At 45.2% G+C, this 2,672-nt stretch carries 1 protein-coding gene and 4 tRNA genes; all 5 read right to left on the bottom strand.

What is annotated here, in order from left to right; all coding sequences use genetic code 11:
- Positions 1–137: 137 nt before the first annotated feature.
- On the bottom strand, positions 138–1,454 hold the full coding sequence (locus tag ACXAH2_RS17100; protein ID WP_475080163.1) for an OmpP1/FadL family transporter: 1,317 nt from the start codon (positions 1,452–1,454) through the stop codon (positions 138–140).
- A 213-nt stretch (positions 1,455–1,667) separates the two neighbouring features.
- Positions 1,668–1,743, bottom strand: a tRNA-Val gene (locus ACXAH2_RS17095).
- 285 nt (positions 1,744–2,028) lie between these two features.
- A tRNA-Asp gene (locus ACXAH2_RS17090) sits at positions 2,029–2,105 on the bottom strand.
- Between the two features lie 34 nt (positions 2,106–2,139).
- A tRNA-Val gene (locus ACXAH2_RS17085) sits at positions 2,140–2,215 on the bottom strand.
- Positions 2,216–2,500: 285 nt separating this feature from the next.
- Positions 2,501–2,577 (bottom strand) — tRNA-Asp (locus ACXAH2_RS17080).
- Between the last annotated feature and the right edge of the window lie 95 nt (positions 2,578–2,672).

Genomic DNA, 2,672 nt, shown 5'->3' with positions numbered 1-2,672 from the left:
CTAAAGTGGATTGGGTTTGGGGGCGTTCTTTAAGCATGAGACTATTATAAAAAGTCCCCGCACGAAGGCGAGGACTTTATCAGCAGTCTGACCAGAGCTAGGCTCTGGTTTTCCTCAAATCAATTCTAAATAAATTATTAGAAAGACATATTAATCGCTGCAGATACTACGTTAGCAGAAGACTCGTAATCTGCATTTAGAGTACCTCTAGAGGAATCTTCACTTAATGAACCATCTCGATTAACAGTGACATCGTCAATCATAACATGCGTGAATGCAAAGCTTGCTGATGTCATATCATTGAAGTCATAAGTGGCACCAACTGAAATCCACTTACGATCACCATCTGGTGTACGGGCTGAACGAAACTCGTCTGTCACTGGAGAATTATCCATTGCCAAACCGGCACGAAGCGTTAGTTTATCTGAGTACACATAGTTTGCACCTGCTGAGTACATCCACTGATCTTCAAAACCAAAGGTTAATACAGAGTTCTGTTGATTACTGTCAAAATCAATATTGATACCATCCATTGATCCCCAGCCTGTTCTTATCGCAGACAATCCAAGAGTCAACTTCTCTGAAAGATCATGCTCAACACTCAAAGTTAACACGGATGGAAAAGTGATTGAGTCAGTAACATCTGCGTCGACTAGGCCAGCCGCAGCTGATAGAGCCGAAGAAACATCTGTATATTTAACATCACCTTCAAAATCAAAGTCCACTTCGCTACGATAACCCGCACCAAGCCTAGTTCCTTTAACAGGCTCAAACATTACACCTAAAGCATAACCTATGGCTGTAGCATCAGCTTCAATACGACCAATACCCTCTCCTCCAGCGACAGCCGTTGAAGTCCCTACCGCTGACTCAAGCACAACATCCGCTTTATGCAACTGAATACTAGCACCAACAGATAATTTATCAGACATACGATGGGCTAAGGCAAAACTCAAAGCGATATCTTGAATACCTGTCTCTGTCGCATGGAAACGCCCCGCCCACTCTTGACCGTAATCACCGGATAGCCCAAATGGTACGTTCAAAGAAACACCCGCAACAGTTTTATCAGATAGTGGCTTTGCAAAATATAATGAAGGAACGAGAGCATCATCAACCGAATCTTGAGTGACACCATCAGCAGACAAATCCTTTGAGCCACCTGCTGATGCTGGAGTTGCATCTGTTGCTGAGTTCAATGTGACATCCATACTCGGCATCACGTAAGCGCCAGACGCCATAAAGGTCGTAGTATCAGCATTGGTGAAGAGAGCCGGGTTCCAGAAGCTAAAAGAGATGTCGCTTTTTGAAGCAGCGGCGCCAGCTAAAGCAGCACCCGATGCAGTGGCACTGTGGTCATTTAAGGCGAAACCTGCGCAATAGGCACTGGACGCTGCGGCAACAGACACGGCAACAATGCTTGCCTTAAACAAGCCTTTAGATTGGGTAGTCATAATAATCTCCATTATTATTGTTATTGGAAAATACGATTTTTTACTTGGTCTTTAACGTTTCTATTATAGAATCCCGTTAACTGATATTACCAGCATGTATTTCATGCGCAATACAATATACATAAAATAACTTCGAATTTTACTAAGAATAGACTAAAAAAAGAAAATATTAGTATTTTAAGATGAGATCGAAACAGGAGGATTAGAAAAGATTGGTGGGTGTGGAGAGGTTCGAACTCCCGACATTCGCCTTGTAAGGGCGACGCTCTCCCAACTGAGCTACACACCCGCTTCATGTGGAGTTCTTAACTCCCGGTGTCTATGCGCCTTGTTAGGACATAATCCCAACTGAGCTACACACCCATTGCCATTTTAGATCTGTCGATCAGAGTTCTTAACTCCCGGTATCTATGCGCCTTGTTAGAACGAAATCCCAACTGAGCTACACACCCATCATTGTTTTACATCTTGAGGAAAGATGTGGAGTTCTTAACTCCCGGTATCTATGCGCCTTGTCAGGACATAATCCCAACTGAGCTACACACCCATCATAGTTTTACATCTTGAGGAAAGATGGCGGAACGGACGGGACTCGAACCCGCGACCCCCTGCGTGACAGGCAGGTATTCTAACCAACTGAACTACCGCTCCATTGTCATAGGTTGTTTAGCCACTTTCCTATAAGTGGTGGGTGTGGAGAGGTTCGAACTCCCGACATTCGCCTTGTAAGGGCGACGCTCTCCCAACTGAGCTACACACCCATTGCCATTTTAGATCTGTCGATCAGAGTTCTTAACTCCCGGTGTCCATACGCCTTGTCAGGACATAATCCCGACCGAGCTACACACCCGCTTCATGTGGAGTTCTTAACTCCCGGAGTCTATGCACCTTGTTAGGACATAATCCCAACTGAGATACACACCCATCATAGTTTTACATCTTGAGGAAAGATGTGGAGTTATTAACTCCCGGTATCTATGCACCTTGTTAGGACATAATCCCAACTGAGCCACACTCCCATCATAGTTTTACATCTTGAGGAAAGATGGCGGAACGGACGGGACTCGAACCCGCGACCCCCTGCGTGACAGGCAGGTATTCTAACCAACTGAACTACCGCTCCATTGTCATAGGTTGTTTAGCCACTTTCCTATAAGTGGTGGGTGTGGAGAGGTTCGAACTCCCGACATTCGCCTTGTAAGGGCGACGCTCTCCCAA

The organism is Marinomonas sp. ABL3_031 (assembly GCF_056161265.1).
Note: the sequence above shows the minus strand (reverse complement) of the source record. Positions and strands in the feature narration are given on the sequence as shown.